Source organism: Streptosporangium roseum DSM 43021 (assembly GCF_000024865.1).
GTDB classification, from domain to species: Bacteria; Actinomycetota; Actinomycetes; order Streptosporangiales; family Streptosporangiaceae; genus Streptosporangium; species Streptosporangium roseum.
Window position 1 is genome coordinate 865,552 of the sequence record NC_013595.1, and the last position, 21,920, is coordinate 887,471.

The 21,920-nt window shown below is 69.1% G+C and carries 20 protein-coding genes; 16 read left to right on the top strand and 4 right to left on the bottom strand.

The window, feature by feature from the left end; genetic code table 11:
• Positions 1–224: 224 nt before the first annotated feature.
• Positions 225–794, top strand: a complete 570-nt coding sequence (locus SROS_RS04040) for a dihydrofolate reductase family protein (RefSeq protein WP_012887601.1) — start codon at positions 225–227, stop codon at positions 792–794.
• 105 nt (positions 795–899) lie between these two features.
• Here SROS_RS04040 and SROS_RS04045 read toward each other — a convergent pair whose 3' ends face one another.
• Positions 900–1,406 (bottom strand): SRPBCC family protein, encoded by a 507-nt coding sequence (locus tag SROS_RS04045; protein ID WP_012887602.1) that lies wholly within the window; start codon positions 1,404–1,406, stop codon positions 900–902.
• A 220-nt stretch (positions 1,407–1,626) separates the two neighbouring features.
• Between SROS_RS04045 and SROS_RS04050 the strand changes: the two genes are divergently transcribed.
• Both SROS_RS04050 and mltG read left to right on the top strand, forming a co-directional pair.
• Positions 1,627–2,139, top strand: a complete 513-nt coding sequence (locus tag SROS_RS04050) for a SigE family RNA polymerase sigma factor (protein WP_012887604.1) — start codon at positions 1,627–1,629, stop codon at positions 2,137–2,139.
• Entirely contained in the window at positions 2,136–3,098 is a 963-nt protein-coding gene (gene mltG / locus SROS_RS04055) for an endolytic transglycosylase MltG (RefSeq protein WP_012887605.1), read from the top strand. The genes SROS_RS04050 and mltG overlap by 4 nt, the downstream gene beginning before the upstream one ends.
• Positions 3,099–3,138: 40 nt before the next feature.
• On the opposite strand, the gene SROS_RS04060 is transcribed toward mltG, so the two are convergent.
• The gene (locus SROS_RS04060; RefSeq protein WP_012887606.1) at positions 3,139–4,044 is read right to left on the bottom strand and encodes a LysR family transcriptional regulator; all 906 of its coding nucleotides are present in this window, start codon (positions 4,042–4,044) and stop codon (positions 3,139–3,141) included.
• A gap of 326 nt (positions 4,045–4,370) precedes the next feature.
• Here SROS_RS04060 and SROS_RS04065 point away from each other — a divergent pair, with 326 nt between their 5' ends.
• From SROS_RS04065 to SROS_RS04115, 11 genes are all read left to right on the top strand, one after another.
• Positions 4,371–4,757, top strand: coding sequence for a VOC family protein (locus tag SROS_RS04065; protein WP_012887608.1), 387 nt, complete (start codon positions 4,371–4,373; stop codon positions 4,755–4,757).
• Positions 4,758–4,943: 186 nt separating this feature from the next.
• Entirely contained in the window at positions 4,944–5,735 is a 792-nt protein-coding gene (locus tag SROS_RS45670) for an alpha/beta fold hydrolase (protein ID WP_012887609.1), read from the top strand.
• A 215-nt stretch (positions 5,736–5,950) separates the two neighbouring features.
• Positions 5,951–6,973, top strand: coding sequence for a hypothetical protein (locus SROS_RS04075; RefSeq protein WP_148268944.1), 1,023 nt, complete (start codon positions 5,951–5,953; stop codon positions 6,971–6,973).
• A gap of 1,035 nt (positions 6,974–8,008) precedes the next feature.
• Positions 8,009–9,001 (top strand): FecCD family ABC transporter permease, encoded by a 993-nt coding sequence (locus SROS_RS04080; RefSeq protein ID WP_245564710.1) that lies wholly within the window; start codon positions 8,009–8,011, stop codon positions 8,999–9,001.
• On the top strand, positions 8,998–10,065 hold the full coding sequence (locus tag SROS_RS04085) for a FecCD family ABC transporter permease (protein WP_012887612.1): 1,068 nt from the start codon (positions 8,998–9,000) through the stop codon (positions 10,063–10,065). The genes SROS_RS04080 and SROS_RS04085 overlap by 4 nt, the downstream gene beginning before the upstream one ends.
• 180 nt (positions 10,066–10,245) lie before the next feature.
• Complete coding sequence (locus tag SROS_RS04090; RefSeq protein WP_218919811.1) at positions 10,246–11,241, top strand: iron-siderophore ABC transporter substrate-binding protein; 996 nt, start codon at positions 10,246–10,248, stop codon at positions 11,239–11,241.
• 46 nt (positions 11,242–11,287) lie between these two features.
• Positions 11,288–13,075, top strand: coding sequence for an ABC transporter ATP-binding protein (locus tag SROS_RS04095; protein ID WP_012887614.1), 1,788 nt, complete (start codon positions 11,288–11,290; stop codon positions 13,073–13,075).
• Positions 13,076–13,137: 62 nt separating this feature from the next.
• On the top strand, positions 13,138–13,350 hold the full coding sequence (locus SROS_RS51960) for an acyl carrier protein (protein ID WP_218919812.1): 213 nt from the start codon (positions 13,138–13,140) through the stop codon (positions 13,348–13,350).
• A 64-nt stretch (positions 13,351–13,414) separates the two neighbouring features.
• Positions 13,415–15,037 carry an ABC transporter transmembrane domain-containing protein gene (locus SROS_RS04105; protein ID WP_245564556.1) on the top strand — a complete coding sequence of 541 codons (1,623 nt, stop codon included), beginning with the start codon at positions 13,415–13,417 and terminating at the stop codon, positions 15,035–15,037.
• Between the two features lie 447 nt (positions 15,038–15,484).
• Complete coding sequence (locus SROS_RS04110; protein ID WP_012887617.1) at positions 15,485–16,468, top strand: BtrH N-terminal domain-containing protein; 984 nt, start codon at positions 15,485–15,487, stop codon at positions 16,466–16,468.
• 163 nt (positions 16,469–16,631) lie between these two features.
• The gene (locus SROS_RS04115) at positions 16,632–17,105 is read left to right on the top strand and encodes a DUF4279 domain-containing protein (protein ID WP_012887618.1); all 474 of its coding nucleotides are present in this window, start codon (positions 16,632–16,634) and stop codon (positions 17,103–17,105) included.
• Between the two features lie 206 nt (positions 17,106–17,311).
• Here the strand turns inward: SROS_RS04115 and SROS_RS04120 are convergent, their stop codons facing one another.
• Positions 17,312–18,499 (bottom strand): MFS transporter, encoded by a 1,188-nt coding sequence (locus SROS_RS04120; protein ID WP_425358629.1) that lies wholly within the window; start codon positions 18,497–18,499, stop codon positions 17,312–17,314.
• Positions 18,500–18,596: 97 nt separating this feature from the next.
• On the opposite strand from SROS_RS04120, the gene SROS_RS04125 reads away from it, so the two are divergent.
• Positions 18,597–19,499, top strand: a complete 903-nt coding sequence (locus SROS_RS04125; protein ID WP_012887620.1) for a LysR family transcriptional regulator — start codon at positions 18,597–18,599, stop codon at positions 19,497–19,499.
• 302 nt (positions 19,500–19,801) lie between these two features.
• Here SROS_RS04125 and SROS_RS04130 read toward each other — a convergent pair whose 3' ends face one another.
• On the bottom strand, positions 19,802–20,944 hold the full coding sequence (locus SROS_RS04130) for a serine hydrolase domain-containing protein (RefSeq protein WP_012887621.1): 1,143 nt from the start codon (positions 20,942–20,944) through the stop codon (positions 19,802–19,804).
• 176 nt (positions 20,945–21,120) lie between these two features.
• Between SROS_RS04130 and SROS_RS04135 the strand changes: the two genes are divergently transcribed.
• Positions 21,121–21,660 (top strand): PadR family transcriptional regulator, encoded by a 540-nt coding sequence (locus SROS_RS04135; RefSeq protein ID WP_012887622.1) that lies wholly within the window; start codon positions 21,121–21,123, stop codon positions 21,658–21,660.
• Positions 21,661–21,920: the final 260 nt, after the last annotated feature.

Genomic DNA, 21,920 nt, shown 5'->3' on the forward strand with positions numbered 1-21,920 from the left:
CGTCGTCGTGGGGACTCACCGCTCCGGCAGCGGGACGCCCGGCCGTACGGCGGCGCGCTGCCGGGGCCGGGCCGGTTCGGTTCGGCTCCGGTTCCGGTTCCGGAGGGCTTAAAAATAATTCGAGGAAAGTCGCCGCCGGATGTCGAGGACCCGGCGACGGCTCCGACTCCCGGGTGAAAGCGCGCCACGAGGGCGCGGGAGATCCACAGAGACGGGACGCCATCATGGGCAAGCTCATCCACTTCGTGCACCAGTCCCTCGACGGTTTCATCGAGGGCCCGGCCGGCGAGTTCGACTGGCCGCGGATGGGCCCGGAGCTGTCCGCCTACTCGCAGGAGCTGAGCGGCGGCGACAAGGTGTTCCTCTACGGGCGCGTGGTGTGGGACATGATGTCGGGCTACTGGCCGCGGGCCGAGCAGTACTCCACGCACGAGCACGACCTGGCCTTCGCCCCGATCTGGCGGGAGGCGCCGAAGGTCGTGGTCTCCCGCACGCTGGAGAAGGCCGACTGGAACACCCGGGTGATCGGCGAGAACGTCGTCGAGGAGCTGACCGCGCTCAAGGAGTCCGGCGCCACGCTGCTGCTGTTCGGCGGGTCCGCGCTGGCCGCCCACCTCACCGAGCACGGCGTGATCGACGAGTACCAGATCTTCGTCCACCCGGTGATCCTGGGCGGCGGCAAGCCTGTCTTCCAGAAGCAGAGCCACCGGGCCGGCCTCGAACTCGTCGAGTCGCGGACGTTCGACTCCCAGGTCGTGCTGCTCCGGCACCGGCGCGCCGCCGCGCAGGGATGATCCTCGGCCGGCGCACGGGCCTGTTCCCCCGCCTACGACTGCCTCCCGTCGCGGACCCGTCTCGTGTCGCACGCTCGTCTCGGGTGGTGAGTGTCGTGCGGCCGTTCAGTGGTGTGCCGCGGAGCGCCTGGTCAGCTCGGTCGTGAGGGCGGCCAGGTAGCGGTCGTGGCCGGCGCGGAGCTTGTCGACGCCGAAGAAGAGGGAGACGAGCGGGCCCGCGAGGGATTCCCGCATGGTCACCCGGGTGCGGCCGCCGGGGAGGGCTTCCAGCACCTGCTGGTCGACGGCCTTGTAGCCGAAGACCACGCCGCTCCAGGTGAGCTCCCGTCCGGGGGCGACGACCGCGAACCTCGATGTGATCCTGACTCCGCCGAGCCGCCAGCGGAACTCGGCGCCGGGCGCCATCTCGCCGAGTTCCAGGACCTCGTAGCCCGGCGCCCAGGCGGGCCAGTTGCGGAGGTCGGCCATCACCTCCCAGACCTGGGCGGGGGTGGCGTCGACGATGACGCTGGACTCGGAAGTCACCGGGGCCTCGGTGTCGATCCGGTGCCGGGCCGCGTAGTCGGTGTGCAGGGTCGCGAGGGAGGGGCCGCGGTAGAACAGCTTGCTCATAATCACTCCTTGTTTGTGAGAGCAATGCTCTCGTTTTTGAGCAGTGAAGTCAAGAGCAGTGCTCTCTTTTTGGGTCGTTGCTCCGAAGCGACCGCTCTCAGCCGCGTGACCTGTCCGATGGTGCGGGGCGTACGGGTCCTGATCCGGATCGGTTCGGCCGTGCCGGCATAGATCGGCGTCCTGCCCGCGTCCTTGCTTGACGACATCGCGAGGAGGACGGGTGGATCCAGGATTTGAGGCGGACTTCCGGGAGTTCGTCGTCGATCGATCAGGGGCGCTGTTCCGCACCGCGTACCTGCTGACCGGTGACCGGCACGCCGCTGAGGACCTGGTGCAGTCGGCATTGGCGAAGACGGCCGCGAAGTGGCGCGGTCTCCGCGACCCCGCGGCCGTCGAGGGGTACGTCCGCCGCGCCATGTACCACGAACAGGTGAGCTGGTGGCGGCGCCGTTCCCGCATCGCGGAGGTGTCCACCGGGTGGCTGCCCGACCGGATCGACGACGGGCACGCGGAGGTCGCGGACCTCCGCCTGGTGATGCGCGGGGCTCTTGCCCGGCTGACGCCCCGGCAGCGGACCGTGCTCGTGCTGCGTTACTTCGAGGACCTGTCCGAGACCGAGATCGCGCGGCTGCTCGGTGTCAGGGTGGGGTCGGTCCGCAGCCAGATCTACCGATCCCTGGAGCGCCTGAAGAAGGCCGCACCCGAGCTGAGCACTGTGAGGGAGTTCCGATGAGCATCGAGGATCTGCTGCGCGAGACCCTTTCCGACATGGCCCACGAGGAGCAGCCACCCCCACCGGGCCGGTTCCTCCAGGTCCGCGTGGGCCGATCCCGTCGCCGTGGCCTCGCCCTGGCGGCGGCGGTGGCCGTCGCCGTGATGGCGGTCGGATCCACGTTCGTGGTCGAAGGGCTGTCCTCGCGGGTGGCGGTCCCCAGGGACGTCATGGGGCAGGGCTCCGATGAGGCGCTCGTGGAGACCGGCCGGGGCCGGACCACCCTGACCGTGGGAGAAGGGCTGCGGCTCGCACAGGTCATGGAGACGTTGTCGGCCGCCACCGGCAGGCCGGTGGAGGAGTTCAAGCGGGCCGCCAAGGACGGCAGGGCGCTCGGACTTCCGGCCTACGCCAAGGGCGCGCTGGAAGGATTCGCCTTCCCCGGGACCTACGAGGTCTCGTCCGAGTCGAGCCCCGGCGAGCTCCTCGCCGCGATGGTGACACGTTTCAACCGCGCCGCCGAAGACGGCGGCCTGGTGGACGGCGCCAGGCGTGCCGGCCGTACGCCACTGGAGATCCTGACCGTCGCCAGCATCGTCCAGGCCGAGGCGTACGACAAGCGCGACATGCCCAAGGTCGCGCGGGTTATCTACAACCGGCTGAACCACACGCCCGAGATGAAGCTGGAGATGGACAGTACGGTCCTGTACGGCCTCAACAAGTTCGGCGTCAGGGCCCCGAACGAGGATCTCAGGAGCCGGTCGCGGTACAACACCTACGCGCGCCTCGGCCTGCCGCCCGGTCCCATCGGCAACCCGGGCGCCGACGCCATCGAGGCTGCCCTGAAGCCGGCCGCCGGCCCCTGGCTGTTCTTCGTGGTCATCGACCAGAAGAAGAGCGTCATGAAGTTCACCGACTCCGAATCCGAGTTCTTCAAGCTGGTCGAGGAACACAACAAGAACCGCGGGACCGGGGGATAGGTGAGAACCGCGGGCCGGGGAAAGATCAGGGGGCGACCGATCACGACGCAGGCGGCGCCACGGTCCGGCGGTTGGCGTCTGTCGCGGCCCGCACGAACTCGCGCACCCGGGCGGTCGTGTTGGTCTCCAGCCAGACCAGTCCTCGTTCGATCGGGGGCGCGTCGTGGATCGGCACATATGCGACATCCGGGCGCGGGTAGTACCGCTGGCTGTGCTCGCCCACCGGGAGGACGCCCTTGTCCATCGCGACGAGGGAGAGCATCTCGGAGAACGTGTTGCCTGTGGGTCCTTTCGGAACGGGCCTGCCCGACGGGGTGTGGTCGGGTGTGCGGTCGCGCTTGAATTCCGCTGAAGTAACCGACGGGTACTGCACCATGGGGTGTTCGGCGAGGACTTCGAGGGAGACCGACTCCTCGCGGGCCAGCGGGTGCTCGGCGGCCACGGCCAGCACGCGCCCCTCCGACAGCAAGGCAGGCCCGCAGGCCATGCCGTCGAAAGGGTACGAGGCGATGAGGATGTCGATGGAGCCGTCAAGCAGGCTCGATCGCGAGCTGAACAGCTGCACTTCGTGAACGTCGACCTCACAGTCGGGGTGGCGTTCGGCGAACAGGCTGACGGCCTTGAGCAGGACCGGCGCGGTCCACTCGCCGAGGAACGCCACTCGCAGCTGACCGGTGACCCCGCGGCCGGCGTCGACGGCCCTCCGTATCGCCTCGTCCATCTGGGCCACCACCGGTGTCAGGTCGTCGGCCAGTCGCCGTCCGATCGGCGTGAGACGGACGACGCGGCTGGTGCGGTCGAACAGCGGAGCGCCGATGCGGTGTTCCAGCCTCTTGACCACCTGGCTGATCCGCCCGGTCGTAACCCGCAGGCGCTCGGCGGTACGGCCGAAGTGCAGTTCCTCGGCAAGCACCAGGAAGGTCTCGATCTCGTGCCGTTCCAGCATGTGACGCTCCATCGTTTAGCCTGAGTCAACGACCCTAGCTCCATCGTCGCTTGATGGCCGTCGTCGCCTGGCGCATCGTATAGAGCGTCACCCGATCACCCTCGGCGCCGGGGGCGTCCGGTCACCAGTGATCGCATCCCCCGGCCCCGGACGCCCTCGGCATCGGCGTGGTCCACCTGCACTACCAGCCGGCATGACAGCTTCGAAAAACGGGACAGGAACCTCATGAGCACAACGAACATCACCGACTGTCCGGCCGATCTCGGCCCGGCCCTGTTCGCCGACCGGCTGCGTCAGGCCTGCGACCTGGGAACGCGGTGACGACGATGCGTGTGAAAAGCTTCGATCACCTGGTGCTCAATGTCGAAGACGTCGAGCGCGCCCTGGACTTCTACTGCGGGCCCCTCGGCCTGGAGCCGGTACGCGTCGCCGAGTGGCGGGCCGGCGATGTCCCGTTCCCCTCCGTGAGGGTCACCCCGGAGACCATCATCGATCTGGTCCGCCGCCCTCGGAACGAGTCGAACGTCGACCACATCTGCCTGGTCGTGGAACCGCTGGACTGGCAAGAGGTGATCGAGTCGGGGGTCTTCACCCTCCTCGAAGGACCTGTACGCCGGTTCGGCGCGCGTGGCAACGCGACCTCGATCTATGTGCGGGACCCTGACGGCAACACCGTCGAACTGCGCTGGTACCCGCAGGACGCCGAAGGGTAGTCGCCCGGTGGTTGCGGCCCGCACTCACCTGGGATGACGGCCGGGTGGCGATCCCTGGAGACGCCGCCCGGCCGTTCGGCCAAGCGGAGCCGAGGATGCTCGGACCTCGCTCCACACGGCCGGAAAAGCTGTGGCGACCGCCGCGCCCGGCTGCTAGGAAGGGCGCCGGCAAAGGCGGTGACCTGTATGAGTGTGATCAGGAAGCTTGTGATCGGTGACGTACCGATCTTGGCAGAAGACCATGGCGGTCAGGGGAAGGACGTGCTTCTCCTGCACGGCGGCGGACGGGCGCGCGGGGATTGGGATGTCTTCGTGGAGCTCCTCCTGGGAAGCGGGTTCCGGCCCGTGTCCATGGACCTACGTGGCCATGGTGAGTCCGGTGCGGCGCCGTGGTCGTGGGGGGAAGCACTGGCGGACGTCGCCGCCGTCGTCGACGAGGTCGGACTCCACCGGCCTGTGATCGTCGGACACTCCCTGGGAGGCATGGTCGCCACGCTGTGGGCCGGACGGCATCCGGAGTGTCCGCTCGCGGTGAACCTCGACGGCCACGGTAACCCGACGCGGCCGGGCCACTTCTTCGGCCTGGACGAGGCGTCGGCGGCACGCGCGTGCCGGGAGATGACGTTGTTCCTGGGGGAGATGGGTCAGGGGCTCCCAGCGCCGCTGGTTCAGCTCATGCGAGAAGTGGACGCCCTCGATCTCTTCGCCGCCTATCGCGCAGCGCGCTGTCCGCTTCTTGTTGTCAGCGGTGATGGAATGGCCTTCTCCGGCGTGTTTCCCGACCATCTCGTCCCCGCCTGGGGGGCGTATTGCGCCTGGTTGCGACACGAGCTGAAGGCAACCGTGCGAGAGTCGTCGTTGGTGCGGGAAGCGTCCCTGCCGACCGGGCATGACCCGCACCTCGAAGACCCGGAAGCTTTGCTGCGCCTTCTGGCCGGACACCTGGATCAGCTCGACCGGGAAGAGCGGAGCGGGTGACGGGAATCGGGTCCGCGCTGTCAGCTGGGGAGCCGGCTGCTGATCTTGCCTCCGTGCTCGCCTGCCGGCCGCCCCGACGCCACCGCGGACCCGCGCCTGAGGACCGAAGTTGCCGAGCTGACGGTCCAGCGGCTTCGATGGGCCCCGTGTCCCCTCCGTTCGCCATGACCGCACGCCGACGTTGGCCGGCCGTTCGCACGATCATGATCGCCTCGATGATGATGATCCTCGGCCTGCTCGCGTTGACCGGCTGCACCCGATCGGCCGAGCCGCCGGCGCTGCCGCCCGACGGCGTGTACGACCACGCCGCAGCGGGTGAGAACTCACGGGCCGAGCCCGCGCCAACCGGCGGTACGGCCGGGTCCGTCACCCGGCCGTTGACGGAGGCCGGCTGGTTCTGCGCGCAGGTCCGCACCAATGCGGACGGCCGTGTCCTGTGGTGCCGGATCGGTCACCGTGACCAGGTGGACACGGTCCATCCGCAGGTCGCGCAGTTCCTGCTCGACCACGACGACCGGCTCGCCTGGGCGTGGTTCCCGCCCGCCGAGCAGCCGGTGGACCAGAGGAGCGGCGACCAGGTCGCCGATGCCGCGGCACCGGCGCTTGCCGCGATCTGGGCCGATGCCGGTGATCGCGTGCTGGAGGAGATCGACGATTTCGATCGTGACCTCCGGAGCCGGACAGTACAACGGAGCGACGAGATCCCCCGGATCGCGTGGCGGGACAAGCACGCGGACTACGGCTACTCCGTGATCGACGGACTGGTCGTCACCGCCCGGGACGACTCCGTGCGGCGCTGGCCGTTCGGCGCCGAGCACTACGCGACCACGATGGGCTCCGTTGTGGATGATCTTCGAGCGGGCGGTTACGACTGCGCCTATCCGCCCCAGCGGGACTGCAACCGTTCTCAGTCGAACGGCTACTTCCGTGTCACGCTCCGTGATGATCAGATCGTCTCGGCCCGGTTCGGCATCGGCAGCCGGATCGAGTCGGGGCGGCAACGGCATCCGCTCAGCGAGGAGTTCCCGCACGGACTCACCTTTCTGACCGAGGCGGTTCGCGGCCCGGTCACCGAGCGCATCGAACAGGCCCGGCGGTCCGGCACCGGCTTCGCCGGCATCGTGGCCGGGACGGTCGTGATCATCGACGCGAGGCGGGGCGCAGTCGGCGGAGACGATTTCGCGGCGTACTTCGACATCCAGATCGGCGCACCGCTGACCGCTACTCTGCCTGTCTGATCACGCAGACCGGAGTGACGCTGACCTGATCGTGGACCCCGTGGGGACGACCGCGGCCGGTCAGCACGTGCCGGCCGCGCGGTGGTACCCGCAGCGGCGGTGGGGAGGGGTGTGACCAGCAGAAGGGAAGCGGTGGCGACAGTCGCCGCGAAGATGGTTCTCATGGTTCCTTGAACAGGGGGACGAAGGAGGGAGCATGATCAGCTCGTTGCAGGAGTGTAAGACGTTCCGGCCTTAATAGGCCGGACTTGTCCCGCCGTGTTCGAGCCGAATCCCTCGGATCCGGAAGGCGTACTCCGGTTGCGTCCACGGATGTGGTGTACGGGTTCCGCCGGTGGCGGGCGACGGTAGCGGTGCCCGTTCACCCCCGTTCCGCCCCGGGGGGTGTCCATCTGTGCGGCGCCGTACCGGGGTGGAAGGTCAAAAGCGCAGCGAGGGCGGGTGGGTTGACGGCGAACGACCCCGACCCCACCCCCGGCCTCAACCTTCGGCTCCAGCTCCGGCGTCGGATACCCGTACACCACGCCACTGAACGTGGCCCGTACATCGCGCACAGCCCGCCGAGCCGGGAAGCCCGAACGTGGCGAAGGTGTGCTTCATGCGCGGTCCTGTCCCGTCCCCGTCCTGGGCGACAATTAAGGATAGACTTACCTAAATTAGTGATCGAGATGGCGCGGTTCGGAGGACGCGCGCGTCGCAGCCGCTCGCGTGTCCCGATCGGCCGCTGCCGGCCGGGCCGTTTCCGGTGGAGGTGGTCTCGGGAGAGCGGAGCGTTCAGCGGATCGCGCGGTGTCTGGACGCGGAGCCGTCTCCTCGGGACAGCCCGAGGCGATGGCGGGTGTGGTTCTTCTCGGATGGCATGTCCGAAGCTGGGCGGCCGGCGCTGAGGCGGGGCACGGGGTTTCCTCATGAGGCTTGTGATGCCCCCTCTGGCCGTGCGCCCCCGGTGGATCAGAGGGATAACGTACGTCGATGAGTACGACTGTGGGGATACGCCCCTCGTCCGCGGCCACAGGGGCCCACCGGCGGCGGGTTGTGGGCTTGGGCGCGCTTGCGGTTGTTCTCCTGGTCGCGGGGGCGGTGTCGCTGGCTGTCGGTGCGCGCGCGCTGAGCCCCGCGGAGGTGTGGCACGGGTTGTTCACGCCGCCGGGCTCCGACCAGCGGCTCACCGAGATCACGCTCATCGTGCAGACCGTACGGGTGCCCCGGACCGTGCTCGCGATCGTGGCGGGCGTCGCCCTGGGGGTCAGCGGGGCGTTGATCCAGGGATACACGCGTAACCCGATCGCCGACACGGGGTTGCTGGGGGTGAACTCCGGCGCCTCGTTCGCCGTGGTAATGGTGATCCTCCTGTTCGGGCTCTCCAATCCGTACCAGTACGTCTGGTTCGCCTTCCTGGGGGCGGCGGTCGCCGGTGTCGTCGTGTTCGGGCTGGCGAGCATCGGCCGGGGGGCGGGCAACCCGTTGACGCTCGCACTGGCCGGGCAGGGGGTCACGGTGTTCCTGGCGGCGATGACCACGGCGGTCGCGCTGTCGGACAAGGCGTCTCTGAACGCGCTGCGGTTCTGGAACGCGGGCTCCGTGGCCGGTGTCGGGTTCGACATCATCTGGCCGGTGGTCGCGTTCATCGTGGCCGGGTTGGTGCTGGCGCTGACCACGCTGCCCGCCATCAACCTGCTCAACCTGGGGGACGATGCGGCGCGAGCGCTGGGGGTGAACATCACGCTGAGCAGGACCGTCGGTATCGTCGCCATCACCCTGCTGGCGGGCGCGACGACGGCGGCGTGCGGCCCCATCGCCTTTCTCGGGCTCATGGTGGCCCACGTGGCCCGGTATCTCACCGGGCCGGACTATCGCTGGCTGGTGCCGTGCGCGGGTCTGCTCGGCGCCGTCGTCCTGCTGGGCTGTGACATCGTGGGGCGCGTGGTGACACGACCGGGCGAGCTGCAGGCGGGCGTCGTCCTCGCTCTCGTCGGCGCCCCGTTCTTCGCGGCGCTGGTGTGGCGCGGAAAATTCAAGACGGTATGAACGAGACAGCGGTGAAGCGGTCGACGGCGCCGGGCGTGCGGCTCGGCTCCGCGTCGTTCGTATGGCGACCCTGGATGGTATCCGTCACGCTGCTGCTGGCGGCGGCGACCTTTCTGGCGTTCTGCCTCTCCATCGGCCTCGGGGACTTCCCCATCGGCCTGCCCCAGGTGGTCGCCACGCTCCTTGGCCAGGGGGAGCGGGTCGACGAGTTCGTGATCATGGATTTGCGGATGCCGCGCGCCCTGGCCGGGCTCGTCGTGGGGATCGCGCTGGGGGTGTCCGGGGCGATCACGCAGTCCATCGCGCGCAACCCGTTGGCCAGCCCGGACATTCTGGGGATCACCGGGGGTGCGAGCGCGGTCGCGGTGTTCCTGGTGACGGTGTCGGGTGGGGCCGCCGCGGCGATCACCAACTCGGTGGGCCTGTCCGCAGCGGCACTCGCCGGCGGTCTCGGCACCGGTCTGCTGGTGTATTTCCTGGCATGGCGGCGCGGGATCGACGGCCTCCGGCTCATCCTCATCGGCATCTCGGTGAGCGCCGTGATGGAGGCGATCACGGCCTGGCTGCTGGTCACGGCCGACATCAAGGACGTGGCGCGGGCCCAGGCGTGGCTGGTCGGCTCGCTGGACAGCCGATCGTGGGGCGAGGTCGAGGTGGCGCTGTGGTGCACGCTCGCCCTCATGGCCGTCGTGTCGTGTGTCGCGTTCCACCTCAGGCCGCTGCACTTCGGCGACGAGGTCGCGGCGGGCCTGGGGGTCAGGTACTCGACGGTGCGGGCGGTCCTGCTGTTGTGCGCGGTGCTGCTGGCTGGCACGGCGGTGAGCGCGGCGGGCCCGGTCCCGTTCGTCGCGCTGGTCGCACCGCAGGTGGCGATGCGCCTGTCGCGGTACCCGACGCCGCCGCTGGTGGCCTCCGGGCTGATGGGCGCGCTGCTGCTGGTCGGCGCGGACCTGGTGGCGCGTACGGCGCTGCCGATCACTCTCCCGGTCGGCGTGGTCACCGCCGCGATCGGCGGCCCCTTCCTCGTCTACCTGCTGGTGAGGGCGAACCTCAAGGGGAGATGAGGGATGGGCCGCATCCCCGTCCAGCTCGGCGAAAAGCTAGGTTAGGCTCACCTAATCTCTGCGTGCTACGGTTCTCCTGCTGCTAGTCAGGGTCGCAGCGGATTGCACGAAAGCAAGGGATTCCGGATGCTCCTCCAACGAATAACAGTCACGAAGTCCTTGCGGCGGTTCGCGGCGGTATTGTCCGCTGCGACCCTCAGCGCCGGGATCATCGCGGGATGCGGTTCCGAGCCGGCGGACAAGCCGAGCGGCAACGCCGCGGCCACCACGGGTGGCGCGTTCCCGGTCACCGTGGAGCACGCGTTCGGGTCCACGCAGATCACCGAGGCCCCCCAGCGGGTCGTCTCCGTCGGCTACACCGACGACCAGGCCATCCTGGCGTTCGGTGTGAAGCCGGTCGGCATGGTCGACCAGTACCCGAACCCGCCGGGCAAGACCCCCGACATCAACACCCAGTGGCCCTGGGTGAAGGACAAGTGGGGCGACACCCGCCCCGAGGTCATCATGAACAACGGGGATCCCGGCCCGAACTACGAGAAGATCGCCGCCCTGCGGCCGGATCTGATCATCGCGGTCTACTCCGAGATCGACCAGGCCGCCTACGACCGGCTCTCCAAGATCGCCCCAACGGTGGGCCGCACCAAGGGTGAGACGGAGCCGTTCAGCGCGCCGTGGCAGGACAACGCGGTTCACATCGCCAAGGCGCTCGGCAAGGCGGACGAGGGCGCGAAGCTGGTGCAGGGCATCCAGGACAAGCTCGACGCCGCCCGTAAGGCGCACCCGGAGTTCGCGGACCAGACCGCCGTCGCGCTGTCCTGGTACAAGGACTCGGTCGCGCCGTTCACCACCACCGACGTGCGCGGACGGCTCGTGACGGGCATCGGCTTCAAGGGCGCGACGGAGATCGACAAGATCGCGGACGGCAAGTTCTACACCGTGCTCTCCCCCGAGCGCATCGACCTGATCAACGTCGACCGCATCTTCGTCATCAACGACCAGGCCGACCAGGACGCGCTGAAGAAGTTCAAGCTGTTCACCAACCTGCCCGCGGTCAAGGACGGGAAGGTGTCGTATCTCCTCGACAGCGAGGGCCCGGCGATCGGCGCGGCGCTGTCGCAGGGCACCCTGCTGTCCCTCCCGTACGCGATCGACGAACTCGTCAAGTCAGTCGGCTGAAGATGCCGACGAACGTGCTCTGCCCCCGTCCTGCCATGATCCGGGTGTGAGCACCACCGACACCCGTGTCGCCCCGGCCACCCTGCGCACGGCGACCGGACGCGAGGCCACCCGGTGGGTGGCGGCGCACTCCCGCGAAGTGCCATGGCTGACGACCACCACCGTGCTCACCACGGTGGCCGGGGCGGCGCTTCAGGTGCTGCCGGTGCTCCTGCTCGGCCGGGTGGTCGACGGGGTGATCGAAGGCGAAGCGCAATCGATGCTGATCACGATCGGCGCGCTGATGGTGGCCGCCGCGCTTCTCGGCGCGGCGGCCACCGCGGCGTCGACATACCTGATCGGACGGCTGGGCGCGGATCTGCTCGCGCAGCTGCGGGAGAGCGCCGTTCGGGCGGTGCTGGGAATGCCGAGCGCGCGGATCGAGCAGGTCGGCCGGGGGGACGTGCTGTCCAGGGTCGGCGACGATGTGGCCGTGCTGTCCAAGGGCATCCGTACGGCCATCCCCACGGTGTTCTCGGCGGGAGTGCTGGTCGTCATCGCCACGAGTGGCATGTTCGGGCTGGACTGGCGACTCGGCCTGGCGGGCGCTGGCGTGCTGCCCGCTTACGCGCTGGCCCTGCGCTGGTATCTCCCCAGGTCCGCCCCGATCTACCAGAAGCAGCGGGAAGCCCAGGCCGACCGTGCGCAGGCGTTGATCAGTGGTCTGAACGGGATCGACACGGTCCGGGCGTACCGCCTTGAGGACGCCTTCCGCGAGAAGGTCACCAGCGAGTCGTGGCGGGTGCGCAATCTCGGCGTCGAAGTGTTCCGGTTCTTCGGCCGGTTCGTCGGCAGGGAGAACCGCGCCGAGTTCATCGGGCTGGTCCTGATCATCGTGGTGGGGTACGTCCTGCTGGAGGCCGATGCCGTCACCTTGGGTGAGGCGTCGGCGGCCCCGCTGCTGTTCCACCGGCTGTTCAACCCGCTGGGCTCCATCCTGTTCACCTTCGACGAGGCGCAGAAATCGGGCGCGAGTCTGACCCGGCTGGTCGGGGTGCTGGGCGAGGCCACGGAGGAAAGGCTGGTGGGTCGTGCGGCCGTCGCGCCAGCGGACGCCGAGCCGTACCCGGTGACGGTGGAGGGGCTGACGTTCAGCTATCCCGACTCCGAGCGGCCGGTCCTGCGGGACGTCGACCTGGTGATCCCGGCGGGCGGTTCGCTCGCGCTGGTCGGGGCGACGGGCGCGGGCAAGACGACCCTGGCGGCGCTGATCGCGGGCATCGGGACCCCGCAGGCCGGGTCGGTGCGCATCGGATCGACCGATCTCGCGGACCTGGACGAGGCCGGGGCGCGGGCCCTGGTGAGCATCCTGACACAGGAGACGCACGTGTTCTCCGGTCCGCTCGCCGACGACCTGCGGCTGGCCGCGCCGGAGGCGACCGACGCCGAGCTGATGGACGCGTTGCACAGGGTCGGCGCCGGCACGTGGATCGCGGCGCTGCACGATGGGCTGGACACCGTGGTCGGCGAGGGCGGTGAGCGCCTGGACGGCACCAAGGTCGCCCAGATCGCCCTGGCCCGGCTGGTACTGGGCCGAGCGCCGGTAGTGGTGCTGGACGAGTCGACCGCGGAGGCGGGCAGCCAGGGCGCCGCCGAGTTGGAGCGGGCCGTGTCGGCCGCGTGTCTGGGCCGTACCACGCTGTTCGTGGCACACCGGCTGACCCAGGCGATGGCGGCGGACCGCATCGCCGTGCTGGACGCGGGACGCGTCGTGGAGCAAGGAACCCACGAGGAATTGGTGGCTCTGGGCGGCCGGTACGCGCGACTGTGGCGTGCGTGGCAAGAAGGCAGTTAGAGAATGCGGACGGCGCGCTGACCACGGCGGGCGGGCGTGGCCCGGTGACCGGGACCGAGCCCGTGGCGCGCGAGTTCCCCGCAGAGGCACTGGACCTGAATGATGACGAGGTGAGCGCGGTGAGCGGCTTCATGTCCCCCGGGGGGCACTCCATGCCGGCGGTGCGGCTGATCGGGCTGCTCCGCCGCGAGTACGGTCCCGTGATCACCGTTCATGATCTGCCCACCCCGCGAACCCCGGAAGCGATTGCCCGACACCTCGATGACAACTCCTGACAGACAGAGGTCTCGCACGGGGGCCGGCATACTCCGGACGGCTCTGCGGCGCAACGCGGGCGCCATGACCTGGGGCACCGTCCTCATGGGCATGTACCAGGCCGGCGAGACCGCCTTCCCCATCGCGCTCGGCCTGATCGTCGAACACACGTTGCGGGACCGGAGCCTCGGCTCGCTCGCCCTGTCGATCGCCGCGCTGGCCGTGATCATCACGACCGTGTCACTGTCGTGGCGGTTCGGGATGCGCATCCTGCAGAAGGCCAACACGACCGAGGCGCACCGCTGGCGTGTGCGGGTCGCGGCCTACGGGCTCCAACCGGTGGCCAGGGACGTCGACCTCAAGTCCGGCGAGGTCCTGACCATCGCCACCGAGGACGCCGACCAGACCGCCGACATCATCGAGGTGGTGCCGCTGCTGATCAGCTCACTGGTCGCGGTGCTGATCACAGCGGTCGCGCTGGGCATGGCCAGCGTCCGGCTCGGCCTCCTGGTGATCGTGGGCACCATCGCGATCCTGTCGATCCTGAGCGTGATGTCCAAACGGATCGGCACCGGCACCCGCGAGCAGCAGGCCCGGGTGGCGCGGGCGGGCGCGAAGGTCGCCGACCTGATCATCGGCCTGCGCCCGTTGCACGGCTTCGGCGGCAACCACGCGGCGTTCCTGTCCTACCGGAAGGTCAGCACGGAGGCGAAACGCCAGGCGATCACCGTCGCCAAGGTGAACGGCGCGTACGCCGGCACCGCGCTGGCACTCAACGCGCTCCTCGCCACCGCTGTGACCCTGACGGCGGGCTGGCTGGCGTTCGACGGCCAGATCAGCATCGGGGAGCTCGTCATGGCCGTGGGGCTGGCGCAGTTCATCATGGAACCGCTCAGGCTGTTCTCGGAGATGCCGAAGTACGTGATGATCGCGCGTGCGTCGGCCGAGCGGATGGCGCTGGTACTGGCCGCGCCTCCGGTGATGACCCCGGGGCCGGAGCGCCTGTCCGCGGGCGGAGACCTTGAGGTCGACAGCATCCGATACGGGTCCCTGCGCGAGCTGAAGTTCCACGTGTCCGCCGGTGAGTTCGTGGCGATCGCCGCCTACCAGCCGCGCGCGGCGGCCGACCTCGCGTCGATCCTGACCGTGAACGTCCCGCCCGACACGTATGAGGGTGTGGTGCGGGTCGGCGGGCGGGAGATGAAGGACCTGTCGATCGAGGCGGTCCGCGAGCACATGCTGGTGAACCCGTACGACGGGGAGATCTTCGCGGGCACCCTCCGCACGAACATCGACCCGGCGGGCGCCGGCCGTATGATCCCCGAGGCCGTCGAGGCGTCCATGCTGACCGACGTCGTCGCCCTCCACCGCGAAGGACTCGACCACGGCGTCCGGGACCGCGGCGCGAACCTTTCCGGCGGGCAGCGCCAACGGCTGTCCTTGGCCCGAGCCCTCGCCGCCGACGCCGACATCCTGGTCCTGCGTGACCCGACGACAGCCGTCGACGCGGTCACCGAACAGCTCATCGCGCGCAACATCGCGGAGCTACGCCGGAACCGCACCACCATCGTGATCACCAGCAGCCCGGCCCTCCTGGACGCCGCCGACCGTGTCCTCGTCCTGGACGACGGCGTCATCACCGCGGACGACACCCATCGGAACCTCCTCACCACCGACGAGAACTACCGCCTGGCCGTGGCCCGGTGACGGGGAACAGCGGGACGGAAAGTCCCGTCACGGCCGGGCGAAGCCATCGATGGACGCAATCTGCAGGATCAGGCATGCTGGTTCCCCCTGTACGGAGGATCAGATGGCGATCGGGTTCACCGAGATTCTGTTCTTGCTGGTGATATGGGCCGTTCCGGCGGTGCTGTCACCGGGTGTTCCCGCCCGATCCGGACAGCCCCACGCCGGCCACTCTCAAGGAGCCTTTTCATCCTCCCGCCGAGAGTCCTGTGAGCACCTCGGCGGCTCCTGCACAGGTTGAACTCGTGGAGTCGGTCATGGGTTTGCCGGAGTGCCGAGGGTGAGTCCGGTCTCGGCTGGACTCTCCCGCCGCGGGAGGCCTCATGCTGTTCCCACTGGTTGATCATGAAGGTGTCAGGGGCGGGGACGGTGTGACCGTTCGCCGCGTCAGCATGAGGAGAGCGACGCATGACCATCGTGAAGGACATCGAGGCCCGCGGCATGCACCACTGCGAGACGACGGCGCTGGGGGTGCTGTTGCGGCATGAGGGGCTTGATCTGTCCGAGCCCATGCTGTTCGGGCTGGGCTCGGGCCTGTCCTTCATCTACTGGGACAGCAAGGGCATGGCGTTCCCCTTTCTCGGAGGCCGCGTCAAGCCCTTCGACCTCACCAGGAACCTGGCCGCCCGGCTGGGGCTGACGTTGACGGCCAAGGAGACCACCTCACCGCGCAAGGCGTGGGAGGACGTGGCCGCCCCCATCGACGCCGGCCGGCCGGTCGGCCTCCAGCTCGACTGCTACCACCTGGACTATTTCCGCTCCAAGGTGCACTTCGGCGGTCATGTCGTCGCCATGTACGGCTACGACGAGCACGACGTCCACCTTGTGGACACCGACCAGCAGGGAGGAGCGGTGCGCACCAGCCGGGCGGGCCTCGCCCTGGCGCGGGCCGAACGCGGCCCGATGACCGCCAGGAACCGATCCTTCACCATCACCCTGCCGGCTCACCCGCTTTCCTGGCAGGACCAGATCGTCCCCGCCATCAAAGACTGCGCCGACGCCTTCCTCGCCGCTCCCATCGCGAACCTGGGCCACCGCGGCATCGAGAAAGCCGGCAAGCAGGTGCCCGGATGGCTGCTACGTGCCGGCGAGCCGCGGCAGGACCTGCCGCAGGCCGCCCTCCTCATGGAGAAGGGCGGCACCGGCGGTGCCCTGTTCCGCGCCCTCTATCGCGACTTCCTCGACGAGTGCACCCGGCTGATCGACGACGGCAACCTTCGCGCCGGTCACAGGCTGTACGCCGAGGCCGCCGTCCTGTGGACGGACGTGTCCACCTTGATCGCGAAGGCTGGGGAGAGCGGCGACGCGGGATGCCTCGAGCAGGCCGGCGTCATCCTCCACGATCTTTCGCGCATCGAGAAGGACGCCATGCAGGCGCTGCGCCAGTTGTAGCTCAAGCGACTCCCTTACCGAACCGCGGTGAACGGCGACCGGGCTGTGAGGGCGCGCCGATCCCGATCCGTCTCAGGGATCGCGTGACGCATACGCACGTCTCCGCCCGCCTGACGCTTCCATGCCGACGGGCGAGCGGCTGTAGATCGTTTAGAGTCGGTGTGTGCGTGTTCGCCAGTATGTCTACTTCGCTCTGAAGAGCGAGACCATGACAGCCGCGGAGATCGCAACTCGGATCGGGCTTGAGCCGGACGAGACCATGGTCCGAGGCAGCCGGACAGCGGAGCCGCCCCGTCCCGTTGTGCATGCGTGGAAGGTCGCCTGTCACGGACCGGGGATGACGCTCGATGAGATGATCGCTCACCTGGTCGATCGGGTCGAGCCGTTCAGCGAGGCCATCGGCCGGTTGGCGCGGGAACTGGATCAGGGCCGAGGTGATGACGGGTCGTGTGCCGTTTTGCAGGTGGTCCGCTACCTCGACGACGAAGACGGCGAGGAAGAGGATCTGCGCCCGCCCCACCAGGGCTTTGAGAAGATAGCGGGGCAGCATCAACTGCTCGGCTGGCACCTGGACCGCCGAGTGTTGCAGTTCTTGGTCGCGACACGCGCTGAGCTGGATGTGGACGAATACGGGTGACGGCTCCTGCTCGGCAAGGGCCGTGGGCGGCGTCTTTGCTCGCTCGGGTGTACACAGCGTCCGGTCTCCAGGTGTACTCGGTCAGCCGGACGCGACGGCGAGAGCGGCTACTTCGACCGCTCACCGGAGGTGTACGGCCGCCGCGATCCGCCCTACTCCCGCCGCGGCACCCCGATCAGGCGCGATCCTTCCGTGAACCGGTCGTCCTACTCCTGCCTGCTCCTGCCCGAGATGCCGGCGGCGCCCGCGCTGACCACGGCGAGCGCCGCTCCCACCCACATCACCGCGGAGATCGACACGCTGTCCACGATCCGGCCGCCGGCGAACGAGCCGAGCGCGATGGAGACGTTGAAGGCACCGACGAAGAGCGCCGTGCCCATTTCGCCGCCGCCCGACCGCATGATCCAGAGCTGCAGGGTCACCCCCACGCCGCCGTAGCCCAGCCCCCACACCACGAGCAGGATCAGGGGCAGGCCGATCAGGGGCAGCGCCGCCATGGAGAGTGCCATCAGCACGGCCAGCGTGACCAGGACCGGCTTGGGGTTCCTGGCCGCCCACGCGCCTGCCACGAAGTTGCCGGCCACGCCCGCGGCGCCGTACAGGAGGAGGGCGGTGCCGACGAAGGCGGGACCGGCGTGCGAGACCTGCTCCAGGAACGGCCGGACGTAGGTGTAGGCCGCGAAGTGGCCGGACACGATCAGGACGGTCAGGACGAGGACGACCTTGAGCGGGCCGGAGAGCCACGTGAGCCGCCCCTGTGAGGCGTGGGCCGGAGCCTCGTGGGGCAACGGTTCGGACGCGCGGGCTCGGGATTCGCCGGGTAGGGGCGGCAGGGTGGTGGCCAGCAGCGCGAGCAGGACCAGGGCCAGCACCCCCATGGCGATGAACGCGGTCCGCCACCCCGCGAACGACGAGATGAACGTCGCTGCGGGCACCCCCAGTACCGACGCCACCGACACCCCGGCCAAGATGATCGACGTGGCCCGCCCGACGGACGCTTCGGGCACCAGTCGCGGGCCGAGGCCGGCCGCGAAGGCCCAGAATCCGCCGATGCTCACCCCGGTCAGCACCCGGGCGGCCAGCATGACGGGATAGTTCGGCGCGAACGCGCCTGCCAGGTTGGCCACCGCCAGCAGCGCCATCAGCCCCAGCAGCATGACGCGCCGGTCGAGCCGCCGGGTGGTGATCGCCAGCACGGGCGCGGAGACGGCGGCGACCAGTCCGGGCGCCGACATCATCAGCCCGGCCGTCCCTTCGGAGACGCCGAGGGTGGCGGCGATCGAGGTCAGCAGGCCAACGGGCAGCATCTCGCTGGTCACGATGGTGAAGGTGCCCACCGCGACCGAGGACACGGCGAGCCAGCGCGCCCGGCTGGCGGCGGAAACATCAGTCATGGTCATACCAGCCAGCTTTCTGCCGGCCACCAGCGGGAACAATGGCGAAGATCGAAGGCTTGGTTTAGGTGGACTAAGCAATCAGATGGAGGCGGAGATGGAGTTCAGGGAGCTGGAGTGCTTCGTCGTGCTCAGCGAGGAGCTGCACTTCGCGCGTACGGCCGAACGCCTCTACCTGTCACCCGGCAGGGTGAGTCAGCTCATGCGCTCGCTGGAGACCAGGGTCGGCGGCCGGCTCTTCCACCGGACCAGCAGGCGCGTGCGCCTCACGCCCCTGGGCGAGCGTTTCCTGGCCGACCTGCGCCCTTCCTACGACGGCCTCGCGAACGCGGTCAGCCGGGCCAAGGCGGCCGCCCGCGAGGTGACAGGCGTGATCAGGCTCGGCTTCCTGGCCACGCCCACGGATGTCGTCACCGGCAGCGTGCGTGCCTTCGAGCGCCTGTATCCGGGGTGCGAGGTGGAGCTGGTGGAGATCCCGCTCTCCGACCCCTTCGGCAAGTTGCGGGCCGGGCAGGTGGACATCGCGTTCACGCTGCTCCCGGTGGACGAGCCCGATCTGGCGACGGGTGAAGGGCTGAACCAGGTCTCGTACCAGCTCGGTGTCTCCTCGCGCCACCCGCTGGCCGCCCGTGCGAGCATCGGCGCGGAGGAACTGGCCGGCGTGCCCCTGATCGGTCTGGACGGCCCGGCTCCGCGCACGTGGCGCGAGCGTGCGGCACCGTCCACGACCCCTTCCGGCCGCCCCATTCCCCTGGCCGGTACGGTGACCACCAGCCAGGAGGGACTGACCCAGGTGGCGCTCAACCGGGGCGGCATGTTGTTCTGCACCCCCACGGCGGTTTACCACGGGCGCCCGGATGTCAGCTTCGTCCCCGTCACGGGGCTGCCTCCCTCGATTCTCGGCCTGGCTTGGGCGAAGGCGGCGGAGACGGCGGCGATCCGGGCGTTCAACGAGGCGGCCGTCGGGCACGCGCTCGGGGTGGCGGTCCTGGTGGCGTGAGACATGACAGCAGACAAAACCCTAGAAAAACGCCGTGGAAGTTGTCGCGGAGAGTCCACGCGTGCTGCCGGCGCGTCCATGGGACGTCGTTCAGGTCCAGGTCGTGCCGTGACAGCGCCTCTCATTCCGGCGAGCTGAAGAACCCCTCGGCGGCGGCGTTGTCGGAGCACAACCCGACCTGCCCATGGACTGCCGGATCCCCATCCGGAGGCACAACCCGGTGAAGGCGCGGGCGGTGTCGGGTGGCGCGACGGTGGTCAGAGCCCCGGCACGTCAGGCGAATTCAAGGGGGCTTTTCGCCCTCACGTTCGCCAGACGCTCAGGCAACGTGCCATGAACCGGAAGGGGACGGCCTGTCCCTTGGTCTGGTCAACGGTGCCGACCAGGTGCAGGTCGAGTTCCGGACAGTGGAAGAGCCAAGTCCCGGTGGCCCCCGAGTGGCCGACGAGCGTGACAGGGCGGCGCCCCGGTGACATGAGCCGGCTGACCTTGAAGAACATGGTGCCCAGTCCGTACCGGAGGACGGGTATGTTGCGCAGCCGGTTGCGCCTCTCGGTGAGCAGCTCCAGTGAGCGGGCGTCACCGAAGAGTTCGCCGTCAAGCAGCGCTCGCTGAAAGGCGAGGAGGTCGCCGGTGGTGCTGAACAGGTCGTTGCAGGACTCGATCATCGAGGTCAGCTCCACGCGGCGCTGTTTCGCGTAGAGCGGTGAGGGCGCTGCGGTCGCCGGATCCGGCGGGCGATGTCCCGGGAGCCAGGTGTGCGTCAGGCCGAGCGGACCGAGGATCCGTTCGGTCAGCAGATCGGCGAACGACCGATCGGTCACCGTCTCCACGATGCGGATGAGCAACTGGAAGCCGGTGTCGGAGTAGCGGGCCTTCTGCCGAGCGGCCGTGAGGTCCTGCGGCTCGAAGTGCGGGCGCTGCTGCTCGCGCGTAGTCCGCATCGTGTCCTCGAAGGTCCAGGCCAGATCCTGACCGGCGGCGAGGCGCTCGTACAGGCTGGGGCCTTCACGGCGCTTCTCGAAGTGATCGGGCAACCCGGACGTGTGACTCGCGAGGTGACGCACCGTGATCGCGGACGTCCGGTCGATCCCGCCGAGGACATGGAGTCCAGTGATCGTCTCCGGTGGCAGATAGCTGTTGATCGGCGCGGCCAGATCGAGCTCACCGCGCTCGCGCGCCTGCAGCACCAGCGTGATGATGAAACGCTTGGTGACGCTCGCGATGAAGAACGGGGTGTCGGGACGGAGCGGGTGGTCGTCGGCACCGGCGGGACCGGCGGCGGCGGACCAGCGCTGTCTCCCGTCGCCGCTGGTGACGGCGAGGTTGGCGTGGTGCACGCCGCGTTGCGCGACGAGGCTCTCCAGCAGGCCCGTCAGCCGCGCATCGACGTCGTCGGGAACGTGATTGTCATGAGCAGGGGTCGTGGCGAGCGGCGATGTCACGTGAATGTTCCTTGTCCCCGTTCCCTCAACGTGACCCCTCGGCGCCATGCCTTCCACCGGCCGAGGCGGTCAACCGGCATTTGTGACGGCCGTCGTGACCATAGGCATCAATCCAGGGATCCCATCGATATGTCTACTAGACATGTCTATGAGAGTCAATGCGCTAGTCTCGACCAATGGCTCATGTGATCCTCGGTCTGCTCCTGATCGCCCCGCAGAGCTTCTACGACCTCATCAAAAGATTCGAGGCCGGCGTCGCGCTCTTCTACAGCGCCAGCTCCGGCAGCATCAAACGCGCGCTGGACACCCTGCTCGCGAGGGGGTTCATCGAGGTCGCCAGCGTGGAAGCCGGAGGTCGGGGGCGGAAGGTGTACCGCCTGACCGACGCCGGCCGTCAGGAGTTCCGTGCGTGGATGACAGGGGACTTGGCCGGGGCCGATCTGGAGACCGCGGCGCTGTCCAGGCTCTACTTCCTCGGTCTGCTGGAGCCGGCCGAACGCGTGCCGGTGCTCCGCCGCATCACGGCGCGCGTCGAGACCGACCTCGCCGCGTTCTCGGCCCTCGACGAGCACCTCGACACCCTGGACATTCCCGAGGAGCAGCGCGACCTCGCCACCCATCAGCGCGCGACGCTCGACTACGGCATCGCCTCACTCCGCTTCATGCTCGACTGGTTCCGCGATCACATCGACCGGCACGAGACGCCGAACCGCTGACACCGCACAGACGCGGCCCCAAAACCGTCGGCACGCCCGCCACCTCGGTCACCTGGCGTGCGGCGATGAGGTCGGCGTCGGTGGCCGGCATCCGGATCACCCGTTCGACCGGCGGAAGCGCTGCGCGCAGCCGCTTGTTGCAACCGGGCCGCTGCGGGCGCCAAGCGCATCACCGAAGGCCTCGCTCCACGGGCGGGCTGGAGGCGGCCAACCCGGCGCAGCTTACCTAGCAACGGCACCGCTGCTTCGGAACTCCTCGT

Coding starts and splice junctions, on each gene's coding strand:
- SROS_RS04040 (WP_012887601.1), top strand. CDS start 225: ATGGGCAAGCTCATCCACTTCGTGCACCAGTCCCTCGACGGTTTCATC.
- SROS_RS04075 (WP_148268944.1), top strand. CDS start 5,951: ATGATGATGATCCTCGGCCTGCTCGCGTTGACCGGCTGCACCCGATCG.
- SROS_RS04135 (WP_012887622.1), top strand. CDS start 21,121: ATGGCTCATGTGATCCTCGGTCTGCTCCTGATCGCCCCGCAGAGCTTC.
- SROS_RS04110 (WP_012887617.1), top strand. CDS start 15,485: ATGACCATCGTGAAGGACATCGAGGCCCGCGGCATGCACCACTGCGAG.
- SROS_RS04085 (WP_012887612.1), top strand. CDS start 8,998: ATGAACGAGACAGCGGTGAAGCGGTCGACGGCGCCGGGCGTGCGGCTC.
- SROS_RS04060 (WP_012887606.1), bottom strand. CDS start 4,044: ATGCTGGAACGGCACGAGATCGAGACCTTCCTGGTGCTTGCCGAGGAA.
- SROS_RS45670 (WP_012887609.1), top strand. CDS start 4,944: ATGAGTGTGATCAGGAAGCTTGTGATCGGTGACGTACCGATCTTGGCA.
- SROS_RS04120 (WP_425358629.1), bottom strand. CDS start 18,499: ATGACTGATGTTTCCGCCGCCAGCCGGGCGCGCTGGCTCGCCGTGTCC.
- SROS_RS04045 (WP_012887602.1), bottom strand. CDS start 1,406: ATGAGCAAGCTGTTCTACCGCGGCCCCTCCCTCGCGACCCTGCACACC.
- mltG (WP_012887605.1), top strand. CDS start 2,136: ATGAGCATCGAGGATCTGCTGCGCGAGACCCTTTCCGACATGGCCCAC.
- SROS_RS04125 (WP_012887620.1), top strand. CDS start 18,597: ATGGAGTTCAGGGAGCTGGAGTGCTTCGTCGTGCTCAGCGAGGAGCTG.
- SROS_RS04065 (WP_012887608.1), top strand. CDS start 4,371: ATGCGTGTGAAAAGCTTCGATCACCTGGTGCTCAATGTCGAAGACGTC.
- SROS_RS04105 (WP_245564556.1), top strand. CDS start 13,415: ATGACCTGGGGCACCGTCCTCATGGGCATGTACCAGGCCGGCGAGACC.